The organism is Verrucosispora sp. NA02020 (assembly GCF_013364215.1).
Classification (GTDB): domain Bacteria; phylum Actinomycetota; class Actinomycetes; order Mycobacteriales; family Micromonosporaceae; genus Micromonospora.
On sequence record NZ_CP054923.1, the window covers coordinates 4,091,661 to 4,110,586 of the forward strand.

Genomic DNA, 18,926 nt, shown 5'->3' on the forward strand with positions numbered 1-18,926 from the left:
GTCAGGGGGCCGGGGTGCAGGTGGGGGGAGCGGGGGCGTGGGATAGTGCCTGGTTGTGGAGCGGTATGGGGTGTTGATCCTGCCTTCGAGTAACCGGGTGTACTCGGGGGCGGCGGTGGAGCTGACGCGGGCCGAGCTGGAGATCTTCGGCAGCAGCGTGCTCGGTGGACGGATCGGGGCTGTGGAGACGGTCGCCGTGGGCGGCGTCCCGTACGTCACGTTCGAGGTCGACGGCGGACTGAGTGAACGGGACGCCGCGCTGCTGGCCAACCTGTCCAGCGCGTACGCGCTGTTCGGGTTCGTCGGTGACCTGCTGCGGCCGGTGCCGTTGACGCCTCTGGACCGCTTCGACGACGACCTGATCACCATCCAGAAGTACCCGGGAAAGACCAACGAGCAGTTCACCAAGCTGTTGCTCAATGTCACCCTGCTCGCCTCGGCCTGGGCCGACGACCTGCTCACCCGGCGCTTCCGGGTGCTCGACCCGCTCTGCGGCCGGGGCACCACCGTCAACCAGGCGATGATGTACGGCTTCGACGCCGCCGGCCTGGACCGCGACAGCAAGGACTTCGAGGCGTACCAGACGTTCCTCAGCACCTGGCTCAAGCGCAAGCGGGTCAAGCACCGGGTGCTGGAGTCCGGGGCGGTCCGTCGGGAACGCAAGGTGGTCGGCAAACGGCTGCGGGTCGAGGTGGCCGCCTCGAAGGAGGCGCAGAAGGCGGGCGACGTGCAGACCGTGGACGTGGTCAGCGCCGACACCACCCGGGTCGGGGAGTTCTTCCGCCCGGAGACCGTCGACGTGGTGGTGGCCGACGCCCCGTACGGGGTGCAGCACGGCAGCCGTACCGCCGAGACCGGTCTGGCCCGCGACCCGCTGGCGCTGCTCACCGCCGCCGTGCCGGGATGGGCGCGGTTGCTGCGCCCCGGCGGTGCCCTCGGCATCTCCTGGAACACCAACGTGGCCCGGCGGGAGGCCGCCGCCGAGCGGCTGACCGCCGCCGGTCTCGACGTGCTCGACGAGGGCCCCTGGCAGGCCCTGTCCCACCGGGTCGACCAGGCGATCGTCCGCGACGTGCTGGTCGCCCGCAAACCCGGCTGATCCGTGGTCCCGCACCGGCCGTCAGCGGTCGGTGCGGGACCACGGGCAGGTCAGCGGCCCTGCGCCTGGGAGCGGGAGTTGCCCGGCCCGAAGGTGGTCAGGAACCGGTCGCGGAAGGTGTCCATCCGCCAGACCGGGGCGTCGGCGTCCGGGGTCAGACCCTCCTGCCACTTCCAGTCCTCGATCTGCGCGAACACCGCCGGGTCCTTGGCCACGATGTGGATCGGTACGTCGGGGCTGGGGTTCTCCCCGGTCACCACCGGCGCCGGCTGATGGTCGCCGACGATGACCATCACCGTGTCGTCGTTGCCGTACCGCTCCAGGTAGGAGACGAGGGTACGCAGCGTGTAGTTGATCGAGTGCCGGTAACCGGTGCGGGCCTGCGCGGCCGGGGTGCCGATGATGCCGCGCTGGAACACCTCGCCGTCGTCGATGTCGTCCCAGTCCACCACCGACGGCACCTTGGTCCAGGGGGAGTGGCTGGAGACCAGCGCCAACTCGGCCATCACCGGGCGATCCCGGGGGGCGGCCAGCTCCCGCTGGTGGAACTGGTGGATGGCGAACTGGTCGGGCATCGGCGCGAAGGCGAACTTCGGCCCCTGGTAGCCGAGGTCGGGCCCGCCGTAGAACTTCTCGTACCCGTAGAACGCCCCCTCCGGCCAGGCCTGGTTGACCGCCGGCATCACGCCGACCGTGCGCCACTGCGCGCGCTGGAACGCGTCACCCAGGGTGAACCGGTCGGTGGCGAGCAGGTTGCGGTGCCGCTGGTTGTTGTCGATCCAGAGCCCGGAGAGCAGGGTGGCGTGCGCCAACCAGCTCGCCCCACCGATGGTCGGCGAGGTGAGGAAGCCGCTGCGGGACGTGAATCCGGCCGCCGACAGGCGCCCGGCGCCCTCGTCGAGGACCCGCTGGATCGAGGCGAAGTCCGGATCGGCGACCGCGTCCCGGCCGTAGCTCTCCACGAAGGTGATCAGCACGTCCTTGCCGCGTAGCCCGGTCAGCAACTGGTCGCCGGGCAGGTCGCGGAACGGGTCCACGTTGATCTCCTCGGTGAACGCGGCCCGGTCGTGCAGCCGCGCGTACACCTCGACGGCGTGCTCCTGGACCAGGGTGGTCGCGTTGGAGTCGGCCACGTACACGCCCGGCACGATCCGTGCCCCGAAGGCGGCGAGCACCACCCAGACCACCACCAGCGACACGACGGCCCGGGTACTGCCGGTGCGGTGGCGGGCCAGCACCCCCGCCAGCCGGACCGAGGAGAGCGCGGTGAGCACGGGGATGCCCAGCAGCAGCAGTCCGACCCCGGCGGCGATCGCGATGGCACCCGGCCGGCCGACCGACTCGGCCACGAACGCGAACGCCGGGCCGAGCAGGGACCAGTCCAGCACCAGGTCGAAGGGGCGCCCCAGCGACGAGTAGAAGCCGATGTCACCGACCTTCACCATGGCGACGAGCCCGAGCAGTACGCCGGAGACGGCGGCCACCACCCGGCGGGGGCGGCCGGGCAGCGCCAGCAGGAGCGCGGCCAGCAGCAGCGCCTCCAGCGGGATCCGCAGGAACGTGCCCGGTTCCAACTGCCACGGCCGGTTGGGCAGCGTCAACGTGGCCAGCACCAGGACGGCGGCCAGCACGGTCACCACCCGGGCCAGCACCGCCCGCCGCCGGCTGGGCGCCGCCGCCGGCTCGTCGGTCGTCTCCGCCTCGGCGGCGGTCTCCGGTGCGGGCGGGGACGCGGGCTCGTGGTCCGGTCGCTCGGTCTCGGTGGTGCGGGCGTGGTCGGTGCCCGGCGTGGGGGCCGGGTCGGAGTTCGACAACTGCTTCTCCCGGGTCAGCGCAGCGACAGGACAGGCGCGGGTGGCATGTCGCGGTCCTCGATCCGATCGATCCGGCGAGCGACGACCGGCGCCGGCAGGACCACCACCGCGGGTACGATCCGAGGCGCGCGTTGCCGCCACAGCCACCCGACGTCCCGCCCGAACGACTCGACCAGCATGCCGAGCGCCGCCACCAGTACGAGAGCGGTCAACGGCCCGGGCAGCACCTGGGACGCGGCGACCGCGAGCATGATCCCTTGGACCGCGGCGACCACCTTACGCCAGTACCGGGGCGGCAGTTGCCGGTCCATCCACGGCAGTGCCCAGCTCGCGGCCAGGAAGGCGTACCGCATCAGGCCGATGGCGAGCACCCACACGCCGACGGACGGGGCGATGTAGAAGCTCAGCATCAGCACCAGGAACGAGTCGACCTCCATGTCGAACCGGGCACCGAGGGCGCTGACCGTGCCGGTGCGGCGGGCCACCTTGCCGTCGACGGCGTCCAGGGCCAGCGCCACCGCGGTCATCGTGACCAGCACCACCACCGGCGCCGGGCGGCCGGCGATCAGCGCGTCGGCGATCAGCGCGGTGACCCCGCCGACCAGCAGCCCCCGCCCCATGGTCACCCAGTCGGCGGGTCCGAGCCGGTCCGAGCCGGATCGGCGCAGGGCGCGGACGAGAACCGCGCAGGTCACTGTGCCGTACGCGAGCCCGGCCACCCAGCCGGCGACCCCGATACCGACGGTCGCGGCGAGCCCCGCCAGCAGGACGATCTGAACGATCAGCCCGATTTGCGGACCGGTTCGAACTGTGGACACCGTGCCTCCGTGTTTATGATCGACGACCCTGTCAGAGATGTACGGAAAACATCACGGATCGGTTCGGTCCGGACCCAGGCAAAGGAGAACTCGGTGACCCGAACGGCTCGCGCCTTCTGGCTCAGCGTGCCAGGCCGTGGTGAGATCCGCTCGGTGACCCTCCCGACGCCCGGCCCGGAAGAGGTGCTGGTCCGGGCGCTTTTCTCGGGCGTCAGCCGGGGCACCGAGACGCTCGTCTTCACCGGCGCGGTCCCCGAGAGCCAGTACGACACCATGCGCGCCCCGTTCCAGGAGGGCGACTTCCCCGCCCCGGTCAAGTACGGCTATCTGAGCGTCGGCACGGTCGAGCAGGGGCCGGAGCGGCTGCGCGGGCGGACGGTGTTCTGTCTGCACCCGCACCAGAGCGCGTACGTGGTGCCCGCCGTCGCGGTCACGGTCGTACCGGAGGACGTGCCGGCTGCCCGCGCGGTGCTGGCCGGCACGGTGGAGACCGCGGTCAACGCGCTCTGGGACGCGCCGCCGCTGGTCGGCGACCGGGTCACCGTGATCGGCGGCGGCATGGTCGGCTGCGCGGTGACCGCCCTGCTGGCCCGCTTCCCCGGGGTACGGGTGGAACTCGTCGACACCGACCCGACCCGGGCCGGGATCGCCGCCGCGCTCGGTGTGGACTTCGCCACGCCGGAGACCGCCACCGGGGGACGCGACCTCGTCGTGCACGCCAGCGCCACCGCCGCCGGACTGCAACGCGGCCTGGACCTGCTCGCGCCCGAGGGGACCGTGCTGGAACTGAGTTGGTACGGCGACCGCCAGGTGCAGCTCTCGCTCGGTGGCGCGTTCCACTCGGGGCGGTTGACCGTCCGCAGCAGCCAGGTCGGCACGGTCGCCCCCGCCCGGGGCGGCAGTCGCAGCTACGCCGACCGGATGGCTCTCGCGCTCGACCTGCTCGCCGATCCGGCGTTCGACGCGTTGATCACCGGGCGGTCGCCCTTCGCGGAGCTGCCCGACGTCCTGCACCGACTGAGCGGGGGCAGCCTGCCCGCGCTCTGCCATCTCATCACCTACGACGGGGAGTAGACCGTGTTCAGCGTGACCGTCCGTGACCACATCATGATCGCCCACAGTTTCCGGGGCGACGTCTTCGGGCCCGCCCAGCGGCTGCACGGCGCGACGTTCGTGGTCGACGCCACCTTCCGCCGTCCCGACCTCGACGCCGACGGCATCGTGGTCGACATCGGACTCGCCACCGACCAGCTCAAGGCCGTGCTCGGCGAGCTGAACTACCGCAACCTCGACGACGAGCCCGCCTTCGCCGGCACGAACACCACCACCGAGGTACTGGCCAGGACCATCGCCGACCGGCTCGCCGACGCGGTGGCCGCCGGCGCGCTCGGCGCGGGCGCGCACGGGTTGACCGGGATCACCGTGACCCTGCACGAGTCGCACGTGGCCTGGGCCGCCTACGAGCGGTCACTGCCCGGAGGGTCCGGCGGGGGCGCCGCCTGACGTGGTCGTACCGCATACGCCCGCGTCGGGCGAGGATCACGTGCCGGTTCCGCACGTGATCCTGCCCGGTGACTCGCACGTGCCGGTTCTGCACGTGATCCTGCCCGGTGACATCGACGACCCGGCCGCACCCAGCGGAGGCAACGGCTACGACCGGCGTGTCTGCGCCGGTCTGGCCGCCGCCGGCTGGCCGGTGCGCGAGTACGCCGTGCCCGGGGGCTGGCCGCAGCCGTCCCCGGCCGAGCAGGCCGCGCTGGCCGAGGTGCTGGCCGGGCTCCCCGACGGTGCCCCGGTGCTGATCGACGGCCTCGTCGCCTCGGTGGTCCCGGACGTGCTCGCGGCACACGCCCGACGGCTGCGCCTGGTTCCGCTGGTGCACCTGCCCCGCGACGACGACGCCGAGGCCCGCGCGCTGGCGGCGGCCACCACGGTCGTCGCCACCAGCGCCTGGACGCGCGACCGGCTGCTGCACCGGTACGCGTTGCCCGCCGACCGGGTGCACGTGGCCGCGCCCGGGGTCGACCCGGCTCCGCCCGTACTCGGTTCGCCGGAAGGTGCGGCACTGCTCTGCGTCGCGGCCGTCGCCGCGCACAAGGGCCATGATGTGCTGGTCGAGGCGCTCGCCGCGGTCGCGGACCGGAACTGGACGCTGACCTGCGCGGGCCCGCTGCACCGGGACCCACCCTTCGTCGACCGGCTGCGGGCCCGGCTCGCCGAGCACCGGCTCGCCGACCGGGTACGACTGGCCGGCCCGCTCACCGGTGACCGGCTCGCCGCCGCGTACGCCGCCGCCGACCTGCTGGTGCACCCGTCCCGGGGCGAGACGTACGGGATGGTGGTCACCGAGGCGCTGGCCCGAGGCATGCCGGTGCTGGCCTCGGCCGTCGGCGGGCTGCCCGACGCCCTCGGTCACGCCCCCGACGGCGTACGGCCGGGGCTGCTGGTGCCGCCGGAGGACCCGCAGGCGCTGGCCGGGGCGCTGCGGCACTGGCTGGACGACGCGGCCCTGCGGGCACGCCTGCGCGAGGCCGCCCTGCGGCGTCGGGACACGCTCGACGACTGGACGGCCACCACCACCCGGATCACCACCGCCCTCAAGGAGGCATTGGCGTCATGAACGAGCGTCAGCGAGTGAATCATCGGTGCAGGGTGGTGGTGCCTCATGGTGGCACGCAGCGGAGCGGAGTGCCGGCATGAGCTTCTCGCTTCCGCCGGGCTTCGCGCAGTGGCTCTCGCTGCGCGAACCCGCCGACGTGGCGGCCCGGTCGACGGAGCTGGTCGACGCGGTCCGGGCCACCCTGACCGACGGCCCGTACCTGGTGCGCGACTTCGGCGCCGGCACCGGCTCGCTGGGCCGCTGGCTGGCCCCGCTGCTGCCGGGCCCCCAGCACTGGGTGCTGCACGACCAGGACCCCGACCTGCTGGCCCGGGCCTGCGCCGACATGCCCACCACCGCCGCCGACGGCAGCGCGGTCACGGTACGCGCCGAGGCGGGGGACCTGACCCGGCTGACCGACGGTGACCTGGCCGGTACCGCCCTGGTCACCGCGTCGGCGCTGCTCGACATGCTGACCGCCGAGGAGATCGACCGCATCGTGGCGGCCTGTGTCGGTGCCGGCACCCGGACGCTGTTCCTGATCTCGGTGACCGGCGGGGTGCGGTTGACCCCGTCCGACCCGCTGGACGACGAGGTGGCGGCGGCCTTCAACGCCCACCAGCGGCGGGCCGTGGCGGGCCGGCACCTGCTCGGCCCGGACGCGGTGCAGGCGTGCACCGCCGCCTTCGCCCGGCACGGGGTGCCGGTGCGGGTGCAGCCCAGCCCGTGGCGGCTCGGGCCGGACGAGGCCGACCTGGCCGGGGAGTGGTTCGCCGGCTGGCTGGACGCGGCCCGCGACCACCGGCCCGAGCTGACCGACCGCACCGAGGAGTACGCGCGTCGTCGGCGCGAGGAGGCTAGAACCGGTCGTCTCGGGGTACAGGTCGATCACGTCGACCTGCTCGCGCTGTGCCATTGAACCGGTGGCCGGCCGACTACGTGCGTACAGTCAGGGAAGATCGCCATGCCGGGGAGGCACGCGTGGGGGATGTAGCTGGTGGCGCCGTCTCCACGGCCGCCCCGGCGGGTCGGTCGTTCTGGGCTTGGGCACGACTGGCGCTGGGACTCGCCGTGCTCGTCGGGCTGCTGCTGTGGCTGGGAACGGGACCGTTCCTGGCCGGACTGCGGCTGATCGACGCACCCGCGTTGGGTGCCGCGCTCGCCATCGGCCTGTTCACCACGGTCTGTGTCGCCTGGCGGTGGAGCCTGGTCGCCGGTGGTCTCGGCGTCGGGCTGCCGCTGCGGGAGGCGGTCGCGCACTGCTACCGGGCGATCTTCCTGAACGCCACGCTGCCCGGCGGGATCCTCGGCGACGTGCACCGGGCGGTACGCCACGGCCGTGACGTCGGTGACGTGGGACGCGGCATCCGGGCGGTGGTCTGGGAGCGCGTCGCAGGTCAGGTGGTGCTGGTCGCGGTCGCGGTGGTGCTGCTGTTCGTGTTCCCCTCGCCGGTGCGGCCGTACCTGCCGGTGGCGACCGCCGTCGCGGTCGCGGTGCTGGCCGGCGTGGTGCTGACGGCCCGGATGCTGCCGCAGTCGGGCGCCACCCGGGTCACCCGCGCGATCGGTACGGCCGTCTCCGACGTGCGCCACGGCCTGCTGGGCCGACGCACCTGGCTGGGTGTGCTGCTCGCCTCCGCGCTCGCGATCGGCGGGCACCTGGCGACGTTCCTGGTGGCGGCGCGGACGGCGGGCTCCACCGCGCCGCTGACCCTGCTGCTGCCGCTGACCCTGCTTGCCCTGCTCGCGATGGCCGTGCCGGCGAACGTCGCCGGTTTCGGTCCGCGCGAGGGGGTGGCCGCGTGGGCGTTCGCCGCCGCCGGCCTGACCGCCGCCGAGGGGGTGGCCGCGGCGACCGTGTACGGGGCTCTCGTGCTCGTCGCGAGCCTGCCCGGAGCGGCCGTGCTGCTGGCTCGACGTGTCCGTGTACCCGCCACCGTATGACGAGGAGACCCATGTCCGACTCACTGCCTCTCGCCTCCATCCGGACGCAGGTCACCGTGCCGCTGCGGTTCCCCGACGGCTACGCCACCACCGCCCGGTTGTTCACCTTCGACGGCCTGGTCGACGGCCGGGAACATCTCGCCTTCGCCCTCGGCGACGCCGAGCAGGGCGGGGCCGTGCCGTTGGTCCGCCCGCACAGCGAATGCCTGACCGGTGACGTCTTCGGCAGTCAGCGCTGCGACTGCGGCCCCCAGTTGCGGGAGGCGGTGCAGCGGATCGCCGAGGTCGGCGGGTACCTGCTCTACCTGCGGCAGGAGGGCCGGGGCATCGGTCTGTACGCCAAGCTCGACGCGTACGCGTTGCAGGACGCCGGGCTGGACACCTTCGAGGCCAACGTGGCGCTGGGGCACGAGGAGGACGAGCGCGACTACACCGTGGCCGCGCAGATGCTCGTCGCGCTCGGTGTCGGGCCGATCGCGGTGCTCAGCAACAACCCGGAGAAGACCGAGCAGTTGGGGCGCCTCGGGGTCACCGTCACCGAGCAGGTGCCCACCGGTGTCTTCCTCTCCCCGGCCAACGCCGACTACCTCGCGGCCAAGGCCAGCCGCGCCGCCCGTACCGTCGATCTTCCCTTCGTCCGGTGACCGGCCCGGCGACGGCGCAGCGCCCGTACGTGCTGCTCAGCTGCGCGACCTCGATCGACGGCTACATCGACGACGCCACCGAGGAGCGACTGCTGCTCTCCAACGACGCGGACCTCGACCGTGTCGACGCGGTCCGTGCCGACTGCGACGCGATCCTGGTCGGCGCCGGTACGGTCCGCCGGGACGATCCCCGGTTGCTGGTCCGCTGCGACCGGCGCCGGGCCGAGCGGGTGGCCCTGGGCCTGCCGGAGTCCCCGACCCGGGTGACCCTGACCGGCTGCGGCGACCTGGACCCGACCGCCCGGTTCTTCACCGTCGGCGACACCGACCGGATCGTCTACAGCGCCAGTGGCGCGCTGGAGAAGACCCGGCACCGCCTCGGTGACCTGGCCACCGTCGTCGACGCCGGTGACCCGGTCGACCTGTCGCGGGCCCTGGCCGACCTCGCCGACCGGGGGATACGGCGGCTCCTGGTGGAGGGCGGCGCGGTGGTGCACGGCCAGTTCCTCGCCGCCGGGCTCGCCGACGAACTGCACCTGGTGGTCGCGCCGTTCTTCGTCGGGGACCGGCGGGCACCCCGGTTCGTCGGTGAGGGCCGGTTCCCCTGGCATCCGGGCCGGCGGGCCCAGGTGATGGAGGCGCGTCAGATCGGGGACGTGGTGCTGACCCGCTACGCCCTGTCGGAGCGCTGCCGGCCGGCGTGACCGGTGCGCCGTCCCGCCCGGCCCAGCACCAGCGTGGTGCGCAGGTCGAGGAGGACAGTGCCACCGAAGTCGTCGACCAGTCGGCCGAGGACGGTCAGACCAGCCCGTTGCTGCTCCGGCGACCGGGAGAGGTACGGCCCGAAGGTGCGCACCAGGTCGAGATAGCGTTGCCGGTCGAGGGGCAGCTCGCGTCGGAAGACCTCCTGGCGGACGTCGACGAACTGTCCATGGTCGACGATGTCCTGGTGGAACCAGTCCGTGGGCCGCTCCCGCACGGTGGGGTCCAGGGCGTGCAGTGCCGATCGGATCGCCGCTCGTTGGCCGGGGTCGGTGTAGTCGTAGCGGTGCCCGAGGACAGCCAGTGTGCCGCCGGGCGCGAGTGCCCGCCGTGCGTGTGCGTTGCGGGTGGCCGGATCCAGCCAGTGCCAGGCCATGGCGCAGGCCAGCACGTCGACCCCACCGGCGGGTGGCGACCACTGGTCGAAGGTGCTGACGTGGAGGCGAACACCGGGGTGACGCGCGGCCAGCAGCGCCGCCATCCGGGGATCGGGCTCGATGCAGGTCAGGGGTGCGCCGATGCGGGCGAGCGCGGTCGTTGCCTTGCCGGTGCCGGCACCTATCTCGACCACGGACGCGGGCGTGCCGCCGTGGTAGGCGACGATCTCCCCGGCGATCTCGGGCGGATAGCCCGGCCGGACGGTGTCGTACAGGTCGGCCACCGATCCGAAGACGTCCACCACGGCACTCCTCTCGATCGCGGAACCCGCCTCCGAGATCACGCTCGATCAGGGATCGGGTGGTCACTGCGGCGCTGGGATGCCACTCGATCCTGGATCGAGCGCGACCCTGGGTCGGTCGAGGAACATCAGGCGGGCCTGTTTGTGCGGCAGGTCGATCAACGGGCCCTCGACGAAACCGGCCCGCCGCAGGCGGGCGATCGCCTTGTCGTTGCGGGCGTCCGGCTCCATGATCAGCCGCCGTCGGGTGGGGTCGGTGAAGACGAACGCGACGAACTCGGCGAGCAGCGTGCCGGTGAACCCGGGCTCGGGGCGTACCGGGGTGCCGATCAGCAGGTGGCCGCCGTAGTCGCCGGGGCGTACCGGGTAACACTCGCCGACCGGGTCGTGTTCGGGCTGGTAGCCCTGGAACAGCGCCACCGGCTGCCCGTCGCGCAGGGTGAGGTACGCGTGGTGGCTGGGCAGCGAGTCGACGTACCGGTAGACCTCCACGACCCGGTCCCGGTCGGCGTCGCCCATCCCCCAGAAGCGGGCCCGGTCCTGGCTGACCCAGCCGTGGATGACGTCCGCGTCGGCCTCCGGGTCGACCGGCCGGAAGGTGACGGTGCCGAAACCGGGGACGTGCCGCCGGTGGTGGTGCGGGTCAGTCATCGTGCTCCTCGGTGAGGCGGTCCCAGTCGCAGGTCACCTCGACCAGGTCGCCGCGCAGCCAGTGGGGGAGCTGGTCGTCGCGGTGTGCTCCGGTGCCGGTGGCGCCGAGCGGCACCACCCAGCGGCTGTCCTCGCGGCGGGCCAGGTCCCACACGTACCGGGCGGCCGGCCCGCGCAGGCACAGGTCGGTGACGCCGGGGACGCTGGAGGTGGCCAGCACGCAGTCGCTGTCGCCGTGCAGCTCCGGCCCGGGCGGCGCGGCCGGGTCGGGCAGGGCCTGCCACGCCAGCAGCCGGTGCCGCTCACCCCACCGACGGGTGTCGCCGGTGGCGGCGACCTCCTCGGCCGCGGCCCGCACCAGCGCGTCCCGGTCCACGCCGGGCAGGTCGGCGTGGAGCAGCGGCACCACCGCGTACCCGACCCGGGGCACCAGGGCCAGCCAGGGGTGGAAGACCTCCGGGTGGGCGGGCGGCTCGGCCAGCCCGGCCAGCGCCGGGTGGACGGCGAGCCGTCGGGCCACCGCCGAGCGCAGGTCGGCGAAGGCCGCCGCGTCGACGCTGTCGGCGGCCATCCGCCGGTCCCACGCCAGCAGGCGGGTCCGCAGCGCGTCGGCGTCGGCGCTGAGGCCGTCCAGGTCGGCGAGGACCGCGAGCAGCGGTGCGGCGCCGGCCAGGTGGGTGTCGGTGTGGACGGCGGCCATCTGCTCCGCGCGCCAACCGGTGCGGGCGGTGAGCAGCGTACGGATCCGGTCGGCGCGGTACGGCGGGGCGAACTCGACGCCGAGGGCGGTGGAGATGCCGCGCTCGTTGGCCATCACCGCGACCCCGTCGACCGGGGACTGCGGGGTGTCGTGCCAGCCCTGCCAGGTGTGCTCCGCCGACCAGCCGGGCACCACCCGCAGGCCGTTGTCCGGGTGCCGTCGCGGCACCCGCCCGGCGACCCGGTGCAGCAGGCCACCGTCGGTGTCGGCGGCGAGCACCACGTTGACCGGCTCGACCCAGCCGTCCAGGGCGGCGTCCAGGTCGCCGACGGTGCGGGCGCGCAGCAGCGCGGGCAGCACGGCGAAGCCGAGGTCGGCGGTGACCCGGGGCGGGTGACGCAGGCTGACGGTCAGCTCGGGATCGTCGTCGGGGCCGCCGGAGACCACCGGCCCCCGCTCGGTCTCGATCACCTCGACCTCGACCGGGTCGGCGCCCGCCACCTCGATTGTCTCGACCTGCCGGTACGCCGGCCGCCACCCGTCCGGCCCGTACGCCTCGACCGCGTCACCGACCCGGCGCAGCCGCTCGGCGTAGAGGTCCTGGTAGTCGGACATCGCGTTGGTGATGGCCCAGGCCACCGCACCGGCGTGCCCGAAATGCGGCAGGCCCGGCACGCCGGGCACGGCGAACCCGAGCACGTCGTACTCCGGGCAGGCCAGGCGGATCTGCTGATAGATGCCGGGCGCCTCGATGAACCGGTGCGGGTCCCCGGCGATCAGGGGCGCGCCGGTGGCGGTGCGGTCCCCGGTGACCAGCCAGCCGTTGCTGCCGGAGGTCACCTGCCCGTCGACGGCGAACAGGCGGGCCGCCGACGCACCGAGCTTGCGCGCCACGTGTTCGCGCCAGAGCTTGGTGGGCAGCCCGGCGAAGAGCACGTGGTGACCGAGCCAGACGGCCAGCGGTGTCCATGGCTGCCAGGTGCCGGGGGACAGGCCGGTGGCGGCGAACTCGGGGGTCCGCGCCGCGCCCTCGGCGAGGCCGCTGTTGACGCCGTCGACGTACCGGCCGACCCACTCGGCGGTCGCCGGGTCGAGCGCCGCGTGGCAGCGTCGCGCGGTGTCGGCGAGCCGGACCTGCCGCGCGAACCGGTCCCAGGCGAGCGCGTCCGGGCCGAGGAAGGCGGCGCTGCTGCCCTGGGAGCGGTGTCGTTCCACCTCGATCTGCCAGGCCCGGTCCAGGGCGGTGACCCGACCCTGTGCGTACGCCAGCGAGCCGGGGTCGTCGGCGCGCAGGTGCGGGATGCCGTAGCGGTCCCGGTAGCGGCGTCCACTGTGCGCGGAGGGTCCGGTCGTCCGCCGCTCGTCCACGGCGTAACCGTACCGGTGCGCAGGGGAGTGGCGGGGACCGGCGGTGGGGGAAACGGGTGGTGGCTCGATGACGGACAGTGTGAGCTCCTGTGTGGTGCGAAACGCCGAGCGGGACTTGACAGTCGGTTAGGTTAGGTTAACCTAACCGCGGTTGTCCAAGGTCCTCTCGACCCTGATCGAAAGACGACGCGATGCCTCATCCCGTCTCCGTCCGCCGTTCCCCGTACAGGGGCTCACTCGCCGCCGGCACTGCTGACGCAGTCGGCGTGGCCGCCGGCCGTGACGGAGACGACTCGCCGATCACTTTCGGTCCTCCGCGTGACGGTCACATCGGTCGACCTCGCTTCGCACCTGCCATTAGCGGCCTCGTGCCGACCGCCACCCCGCCCCCGGGTGCGCGACTGCTCGCCTGACGCCTCCGGGTGACCCGCGCCTCATCCCGCCGGCCGCCCCTGCCACCACCCGCCGAGACCGCAGCACTCCGCCGCTCGACGTACGAGCGGCGGGTTCCGGCTGCCCGACACCTGATCCGCCGAGCGTGGAGGACGTCCATGACCCTGCCGGTGCACACCGCCGAGGCAACGCCGACCCGGCCGCCGAACGGGCCCACAACAGCCCGGGCCCACCTGTTCCACGCCGGCACAGTCGAGGAGTACCGGCGCGTCGTGGCGGCCGGCACCGAGCGGGTGGCCCGGCGGGTGGCCGAGGCGACCGGACCCTGCACCGGCGTACGCCCGGACGAGTTGGCGCCGCTGGTCGACGCCGTCGACCTGGACCGCCCGCTGGGTGACGCCACGGCCGCCCTGGACGAGCTGGAGGAGGTCTACCTGCGCGACGCGGTCTACTTCCACCACCCCCGCTACCTGGCCCACCTGAACTGCCCGGTGGTGCTCCCGGCACTGCTCGGCGAGGCGGTGCTCAGCGCGGTCAACTCCTCGATGGACACCTGGGACCAGAGCGCCGGCGGCACCCTCATCGAACGACGGCTGGTCGACTGGACGGCCGGCCGGATCGGGTTCGGCCCGACCGCCGACGGGGTGTTCACCAGCGGCGGCACCCAGTCCAACCTGCACGCCCTGCTGCTGGCCCGGGAGGAGGCCCTGGCCGGGGCCACCCCCGCCGACCGGCGCATCCTGCTGCCCCGGCTGCGGATCATCGCCTCGGCGGCCGGCCACTTCAGCGTCCAGAAGGCGGCCAAGCTGCTCGGCCTCGCCCCGGACGCGATCGTGCTGGTGGAGACCGGCCCGGACCGTCGGATGCGGTCCGGCGCGGTCCGCCACGAGATCGCCCGCTGCCGCCGTGACGGCCTGCAGGTGATGGCGGTCGTCGCCACCGCCGGCACCACCGACTTCGGCACCATCGACCCGCTCGACGGGATCGCCGAGGTGTGCGCCACCGCCGGGGTGTGGCTGCACGTCGACGCCGCGTACGGCTGCGGGCTGCTGGTCTCGCCCACCCGCCGGCACCTGCTCGACGGCATCGAGCGGGCCGACTCGGTGACCGTCGACTACCACAAGTCCTTCTTCCAGCCGGTCAGCTCCAGCGCGGTGCTGGTCCGTGACGGGCGGACGTTGCGGCACGTCACCTGGCACGCCGACTACCTCAACCCGGCCCGGATGGTCGCCCAGCGCATCCCCAACCAGGTCGACAAGAGCATGCAGACGACCCGGCGCTTCGACGCCCTCAAGCTCTGGCTGACCCTGCGGGTGATGGGCCCGGACGCGGTCGGCGAACTCTTCGACGAGGTCTGCGACCGGGCCGACGACGCCTTCGATCTGGTCGCCGCCGATCCCCGCTTCGAGGTGCTGACCCGTTCGCCGCTGAGCACGGTGGTGTTCCGCTGGTTGCCCACGGGCCGGGGGCGGGACCTGGCCGACGCGGCCAACCTGCGGGCCCGGGAGGCGCTCGCCGCCTCCGGCCTGGCCGTCGTCGCCGGGACCAAGGTGGACGGTCGGCAGTACCTCAAGTTCACCGTTCTCAATCCGCACACCACACGCGAGGATGTCGGGTACGTGCTGGACCTGATCGCCGAGCACGCCGGCCGGTACGTGCACGCCCACGCCGGCACGCCCGCCGTTGACCTGACCTGCCCGGTCGGCTGACATGCCGCCGGAGAACCCGAGCCTGGAGGGCCGGATGTCCAGCTACGACTTCATCGGGATCGGTCTCGGCCCGTACAACCTCGGCCTGGCCTGCCTGACCGCGCCGATCGCCGAGATCGACGGGCTGTTCCTGGAGGCCCGCGACGACGTGTCCTGGCACCCCGGGATGCTGCTGGAGTCATCCCGCCTACAGACCCCGTTCATGGCCGACCTGGTGACCCTGGCCGACCCCACCTCGCCGTACTCCTTCCTCAGCTATCTCAAGGAGATCGGCCGGCTCTACCCCTTCTATATCCGGGAGAACTTCTATCCGCTGCGGGTGGAGTACGACGCGTACTGCCGGTGGGCCGCCGGGAAGCTGTCCAACCTGCGCTTCGGCCACCAGGTGACCGCCGTCGAGTACGACCCGGCCGACGACCGGTACGTGGTGACCGCCACCGTGGCCGGCGAGACCGTGACGCACCGGGCCCGGCACGTGGTGCTCGGCACCGGCACCCCGCCGCACCTGCCGCCCGCGTGCGCCGGACTGACCTCCGACGCGGTGCACAACTCGCGCTACCTGGAGAACCGGGACGCGTTGCGGGCCAAACGGAGCATCACCGTGGTCGGCAGTGGCCAGAGCGCCGCCGAGATCTACCACGACCTGCTCGGCGACATCCACACGTACGGCTACCGGCTGAACTGGGTGACCCGCTCACCCCGGTTCTTCCCGCTGGAGTACACCAAGCTCACCCTGGAGATGACCTCACCGGACTACGTGGACTACTTCCACGCGCTGCCCGAGGCGACCCGCTACCGGTTGGAGTCCGAGCAGAAGGGCCTGTTCAAGGGGATCTCCGCCGACCTGGTCGACGGCATCTTCGACCTGCTCTACGCCACCAGCGTGCACGGCCCGGTGGACACCCGCCTGCTGACCAACACCGAGCTGACCGAGGTCACCTACGACGAGGCCGCCGGGGTGCACACGCTCGCGCTGCGCCACGTCGAGCAGGAACGCGACTTCACGATGGAGACCGAGGGGCTGGTGCTGGCCACCGGCTACCACTACCGGGTGCCGGCGTACCTGGACCCGATCCGCGACCGGCTGCGTTTCGACGGGCACGGCCGGCTCGACGTCGCCCGCAACTACAGCATCGACAGCACCGGGCGCGGCGTCTTCCTCCAGAACGGTGGTACGCACACGCACAGCATCACCTCGCCCGACCTCGGGATGGGCCCGTACCGCAACGCCTGGATCATCCGCGAGATGCTCGGCCGGGAGGCGTACCCGATCGAGAAGTCGATCACGTTCCAGGAGTTCGGGGTGCCCGCGTGACCGAGCTCGTGTTCACCCGCCACGATCCGGGGCTGGGCGAGTTCGCCCTGCGTACGCTCGACGTGGCCACCGACGCGCCGCTGCTGCACCGCTGGGTCACCCACCCCAAGGCGGCGTTCTGGATGATGCAGGACGCCGACCTGGACCGGGTCGCGGCCGAGTACGGCGCGATCGCCGCCCACCCGCACCACGACGCCTTCCTCGGCCTGTGGCGCGGCGAGCCGGCGTTCCTCGCCGAACGCTACGACCCGGCCCGGGTGGAGCTGGTCGGCCTCTACGACGCGCAGCCAGGCGACGTCGGCATGCACTTCCTCTGCGCGCCCACCGACACCCCCGTGCACGGCTTCACCACCGCCGTGATCACCACCGTGATGGCCTGGCTCTTCACCGACCCCGCCACCCGTCGGGTCGTGGTCGAGCCGGACGTGCGCAACACCGCCGTGCACGCGCTCAACGCGGCGGTCGGGTTCGAGGTGACCGGCCCGATCGACAAGCCGGAGAAGACGGCGCTGTTGAGCATCTGCACCCGGGAACGGTTCGTCGCCGCGACCCGTAGCGAAGGAGCATCATCGTGACCACCCCCGCCTCGTCCGCACCGGTCGCACACCTGCGTCCGCAGACCTGGGAGCGGGTCAACCGGCTGCTGGTGCGCAAGGCCCTCGCCGAGTTCACCCACGAGCGGCTGCTGACCCCCGAGCCGGTCGACCCGGCCGCCGGGCCCGCCGACGCGCACGGCCGCCGGTGGTACGCGGTGAGCGGCGACTCCGGCGCGGTGCGGTACCGCTTCGCCGCGCGGGTGCTGGCGCTGGAGCACTGGGACATCGACCCGGAGAGCATCACCCGGCACCGGGGGGACGAGTCGCTGCCGCTGGACGCCGTCGACCTCTGCCTGGAGCTGCGCGACGCGCTCGGGCTCGCCGACCGGATCCTGCCCGTCTACCTGGAGGAGATCACCTCCACGCTGGCCGGTGCCGCGTACAAGCTGGACCGCGCGCTGCCCAGCGCCGCCGAGCTGGTCGAGGCCGACTTCCAGGTGATCGAGACGTCGATGACGGAAGGCCACCCGTGCTTCGTGGCCAACAACGGCCGCCTCGGCTTCGGCGTCGACGAGTACCACCGCTACGCCCCGGAGGCCGCCCATCCGGTCCGGCTCGTCTGGGTGGCCGCGCACCGCGACCACGCCACCTTCACCAGCGCCGCCGACCTGGAGTACGCGAGCTTCCTGCGGGCGGAACTGGGCGAGACGACCCTGTCCCGGTTCGCCGACACGATGCGTGACCTCGGTCTGGACCTGGACGACTACCTGCTCATGCCGGTGCACCCGTGGCAGTGGTGGAACAAGATGTCGGTGACGTTCGCCGGTGAGGTGGCTCGCCGCCGTCTGGTGCACCTCGGCGAGGGGCCGGACGAATACCTGGCCCAGCAGTCCATCCGGACCTTCTTCAACGTCAGCGCGCCGCAGCAGCACTACGTCAAGACCGCCCTGTCGGTGCTGAACATGGGCTTCATGCGGGGACTGTCGGCCGCGTACATGGAGGCCACCCCGGCGATCAACGACTGGCTCGCGGAGCTGGTCGCCGGCGACGCGGTCTTCGGCGCCACCGGCCTGACCATCCTGCGGGAGCGGGCCGCCGTCGGTTACCGGCACCGGCAGTACGAGGCGGCCACCGACCGCTACTCGCCGTACCGCAAGATGCTGGCCGCACTCTGGCGGGAGAGTCCGGTGCCCGGCCTCGCCCCCGGCGAACGGCTGGCCACCATGGCGTCGCTGCTGCACGTGGACGCCGACGGCCGCTCGTTCGCCGCCGAACTCGTCGCCGCCTCGAAGCTGGCGCCGACCGAGTGGCTGCGCCGCTACCTGAACGCCTACCTGACCCCGCTGCTGCACGCCTTCTACGCCTACGACCTGGCCTTCATGCCGCACGGCGAGAACGTCATCATGGTGCTGCGGGACGGCGCGGTCGAGCGGGTGATCTTCAAGGACATCGCCGAGGAGATCGTGGTGATGAGCGCCGAGGCGGAGCTGCCGGCGACCGTGGAGCGCATCCGGGCCGACATCCCGGAGGACATGAAGCTGCTCTCCATCTTCACCGACGTCTTCGACTGCTTCTTCCGCTTCCTCAGCGCCACCCTGGTCGCGCAGGGCGTGGTGGACGAGGAGACGTTCTGGCGGGCGGTCGCCGACTGCGCCACCGCGTACGCCGACCAGGTGCCGCACCTGGCCGACCGGTTGGCCCGCTACGACCTGTTCGCCCCGGAGTTCGCGCTCTCCTGCCTCAACCGGCTGCAACTGCGCGACAACCAGCAGATGGTCGACCTCTCCGACCCGTCGGCCGCCCTGCAACTCGTCGGCGCCCTGACCAACCCCCTGGCCCGCTTCGCGCCCGCGCGGTGAGCCGCCGACCCGCCCTGCCTGACGGCGGCCGGGCGG

Annotated in this window: 15 protein-coding genes and 2 pseudogenes; 12 read left to right on the forward strand and 5 right to left on the reverse strand. The window is 72.9% G+C overall.

Translation table 11 applies throughout. The features are described 5' to 3' along the window. Positions 1-70: 70 nt before the first annotated feature. Positions 71-1,099: a TRM11 family methyltransferase gene (locus HUT12_RS17700; RefSeq protein ID WP_236145905.1), complete on the forward strand. Its 1,029-nt coding sequence runs from the start codon at positions 71-73 to the stop codon at positions 1,097-1,099. Between the two features lie 50 nt (positions 1,100-1,149). Here the strand turns inward: HUT12_RS17700 and HUT12_RS17705 are convergent. Continuing rightward, positions 1,150-2,727, reverse strand: a pseudogene (locus HUT12_RS17705) (sulfatase-like hydrolase/transferase); the annotation flags it as partial. 299 nt (positions 2,728-3,026) lie between these two features. Beyond that, positions 3,027-3,731 (reverse strand): annotated as a pseudogene (locus HUT12_RS17710) (CDP-alcohol phosphatidyltransferase family protein); the annotation flags it as partial. Positions 3,732-3,824: 93 nt separating this feature from the next. Here HUT12_RS17710 and HUT12_RS17715 point away from each other — a divergent pair. From HUT12_RS17715 to HUT12_RS17745, 7 genes are all read left to right on the forward strand, one after another. Next, positions 3,825-4,805, forward strand: a complete 981-nt coding sequence (locus HUT12_RS17715) for a zinc-binding alcohol dehydrogenase (RefSeq protein ID WP_176094087.1) — start codon at positions 3,825-3,827, stop codon at positions 4,803-4,805. Between the two features lie 3 nt (positions 4,806-4,808). Then, positions 4,809-5,234: a 6-carboxytetrahydropterin synthase gene (locus HUT12_RS17720; RefSeq protein WP_131057553.1), complete on the forward strand. Its 426-nt coding sequence runs from the start codon at positions 4,809-4,811 to the stop codon at positions 5,232-5,234. Between the two features lie 79 nt (positions 5,235-5,313). Continuing rightward, positions 5,314-6,351 (forward strand): glycosyltransferase family 4 protein, encoded by a 1,038-nt coding sequence (locus tag HUT12_RS17725; protein WP_176095838.1) that lies wholly within the window; start codon positions 5,314-5,316, stop codon positions 6,349-6,351. Positions 6,352-6,427: 76 nt separating this feature from the next. After that, positions 6,428-7,249: a class I SAM-dependent methyltransferase gene (locus HUT12_RS17730; protein WP_131052900.1), complete on the forward strand. Its 822-nt coding sequence runs from the start codon at positions 6,428-6,430 to the stop codon at positions 7,247-7,249. Between the two features lie 62 nt (positions 7,250-7,311). Beyond that, positions 7,312-8,274, forward strand: a complete 963-nt coding sequence (locus tag HUT12_RS17735) for a lysylphosphatidylglycerol synthase domain-containing protein (protein ID WP_131052901.1) — start codon at positions 7,312-7,314, stop codon at positions 8,272-8,274. 11 nt (positions 8,275-8,285) lie between these two features. Next, a complete protein-coding gene (gene ribA / locus HUT12_RS17740) occupies positions 8,286-8,918 on the forward strand; it encodes a GTP cyclohydrolase II (RefSeq protein WP_131052902.1) in 633 nt (210 codons plus the stop codon). Next, on the forward strand, positions 8,915-9,622 hold the full coding sequence (locus tag HUT12_RS17745; RefSeq protein WP_176094088.1) for a dihydrofolate reductase family protein: 708 nt from the start codon (positions 8,915-8,917) through the stop codon (positions 9,620-9,622). The genes ribA and HUT12_RS17745 overlap by 4 nt, the downstream gene beginning before the upstream one ends. Here the strand turns inward: HUT12_RS17745 and HUT12_RS17750 are convergent. The 3 genes from HUT12_RS17750 to HUT12_RS17760 all read right to left on the reverse strand — a co-directional run bounded on the left by HUT12_RS17750 (position 9,589) and on the right by HUT12_RS17760 (position 13,078). Next, positions 9,589-10,359 carry a trans-aconitate 2-methyltransferase gene (locus HUT12_RS17750; RefSeq protein WP_161594945.1) on the reverse strand — a complete coding sequence of 257 codons (771 nt, stop codon included), beginning with the start codon at positions 10,357-10,359 and terminating at the stop codon, positions 9,589-9,591. The two genes, HUT12_RS17745 and HUT12_RS17750, sit on opposite strands and share 34 nt — an antisense overlap. Positions 10,360-10,422: 63 nt before the next feature. After that, complete coding sequence (locus HUT12_RS17755) at positions 10,423-11,010, reverse strand: GNAT family N-acetyltransferase (RefSeq protein ID WP_131052905.1); 588 nt, start codon at positions 11,008-11,010, stop codon at positions 10,423-10,425. After that, positions 11,003-13,078, reverse strand: a complete 2,076-nt coding sequence (locus tag HUT12_RS17760) for a penicillin acylase family protein (protein ID WP_176094089.1) — start codon at positions 13,076-13,078, stop codon at positions 11,003-11,005. Before HUT12_RS17760 ends, HUT12_RS17755 begins: the two co-directional genes overlap by 8 nt. A gap of 551 nt (positions 13,079-13,629) precedes the next feature. Here HUT12_RS17760 and HUT12_RS17765 point away from each other — a divergent pair. The 4 genes from HUT12_RS17765 to HUT12_RS17780 are packed head-to-tail and all read left to right on the forward strand — an operon-like array spanning position 13,630 to position 18,890. After that, the gene (locus HUT12_RS17765; protein ID WP_176094090.1) at positions 13,630-15,180 is read left to right on the forward strand and encodes an aspartate aminotransferase family protein; all 1,551 of its coding nucleotides are present in this window, start codon (positions 13,630-13,632) and stop codon (positions 15,178-15,180) included. Positions 15,181-15,214: 34 nt separating this feature from the next. Next, a complete protein-coding gene (locus tag HUT12_RS17770; protein ID WP_176094091.1) occupies positions 15,215-16,495 on the forward strand; it encodes a lysine N(6)-hydroxylase/L-ornithine N(5)-oxygenase family protein in 1,281 nt (426 codons plus the stop codon). Next, the gene (locus HUT12_RS17775; RefSeq protein WP_176094092.1) at positions 16,492-17,070 is read left to right on the forward strand and encodes a GNAT family N-acetyltransferase; all 579 of its coding nucleotides are present in this window, start codon (positions 16,492-16,494) and stop codon (positions 17,068-17,070) included. The genes HUT12_RS17770 and HUT12_RS17775 overlap by 4 nt, the downstream gene beginning before the upstream one ends. After that, positions 17,067-18,890 carry an IucA/IucC family siderophore biosynthesis protein gene (locus HUT12_RS17780; protein WP_176094093.1) on the forward strand — a complete coding sequence of 608 codons (1,824 nt, stop codon included), beginning with the start codon at positions 17,067-17,069 and terminating at the stop codon, positions 18,888-18,890. Before HUT12_RS17775 ends, HUT12_RS17780 begins: the two co-directional genes overlap by 4 nt. Positions 18,891-18,926: the final 36 nt, after the last annotated feature.

Bases quoted from the DNA above. Each gene is read 5' to 3' on its own strand.
- HUT12_RS17730 (WP_131052900.1), top strand. From the start codon at position 6,428: ATGAGCTTCTCGCTTCCGCCGGGCTTCGCGCAGTGGCTCTCGCTGCGC.
- ribA (WP_131052902.1), top strand. From the start codon at position 8,286: ATGTCCGACTCACTGCCTCTCGCCTCCATCCGGACGCAGGTCACCGTG.
- HUT12_RS17755 (WP_131052905.1), bottom strand. From the start codon at position 11,010: ATGACTGACCCGCACCACCACCGGCGGCACGTCCCCGGTTTCGGCACC.
- HUT12_RS17765 (WP_176094090.1), top strand. From the start codon at position 13,630: ATGACCCTGCCGGTGCACACCGCCGAGGCAACGCCGACCCGGCCGCCG.
- HUT12_RS17770 (WP_176094091.1), top strand. From the start codon at position 15,215: ATGTCCAGCTACGACTTCATCGGGATCGGTCTCGGCCCGTACAACCTC.